Origin of the sequence: uncultured Campylobacter sp. (assembly GCF_938045205.1) — a bacterium.
Classification (GTDB): domain Bacteria; phylum Campylobacterota; class Campylobacteria; order Campylobacterales; family Campylobacteraceae; genus Campylobacter_B.
Map to the genome: position 1 here is coordinate 1 of NZ_CALIMY010000088.1, position 1,014 is coordinate 1,014.

Below are 1,014 nucleotides of genomic sequence, written 5' to 3' on the forward strand. Positions count from 1 at the left end.
GCCCGTGTTTTACGCGGACGGCGAAGATGAGGCGATGCTAAAAGCATTCGAGCAGGCGCGAAAGAGCTTTCGCTACTTCTGGCGCGAGCTGTACTGGGAGCGCCTCCGTATCGTCCCCGCGCTTAGCTTTGCCTGCGTCAAGGTCGCCTTTTCGCAAGAGCTAAACGGCAGCACCGAGGTCGAGCATATGTGGCTAAACGATATATATTTTAACGGCGAGCGCGTTTGCGGCGTGCTCGTAAACGACCCGAACGTACTAAGCAACGTCAAAAACGGCGACGAAGTCGCGGTGCCGCTAGAGCAGATCAGCGACTGGATGTTTGCCATAGAGGGCAAGACCTACGGCGGCTTTAGCGTGCAGGCGATGCGCAAGGCTATGAGCCAGAGCGAGCGCGCCGAGCACGACGAGGCGTGGGGGCTAAATTTCGGTGATCCTGACGTCGTGCTGGTGGCATACGAACAGCAGGAACATCCGCAAAATTTAACCGAGCACCCAATGAGCGTCAATACGAAGAAAAATTTCGAGGAGTTTTTGCACGGGTATCCGGACGAGATCACGCGCGCGGACGATGAGGGCTACACGATGCTGCACTACGAGGCGATCGCGGGTAATCTGACGGATCGAGCTTTTGCTTGCTAAGGGTGCGGATAAAAACGCTAAAAATATCCACGGCAAAACCGCGCTTGATTATGCTAGAGCGCTCGGCTGGGATCACGTCGCAGAGGCACTTAGCGAGTAGATAGCGTTTGGCAGCTATGCGGGCGGGCTAAATTTGGCTGTAAATTAAAATTTAGCCTGCGCCCTGTGCCCCTTTTTTTACCCAAGCCAATGACCCGTAAATTCCTTTTAATCAAATTTAGGCAGCATGAAGCTATTTTAAAATTTTACGAAAGCTGCATTTTAAAATTTTTTAGTAAAATATTATAAATAATATTATAAAATTCTATTAAATTAAAGAAAAAATAGTAAAATAGGAAATGGAGATTTAAGAAATATTGGGAAAGTATACTATG

General features: G+C 48.8%; 1 protein-coding gene. It reads left to right on the plus strand.

What is annotated here, in order from left to right:
• Positions 1-640: DUF2314 domain-containing protein (locus Q0198_RS04915; RefSeq protein ID WP_297895687.1), on the plus strand; the 640-nt coding region annotated here is incomplete at its 5' end.
• Between the last annotated feature and the right edge of the window lie 374 nt (positions 641-1,014).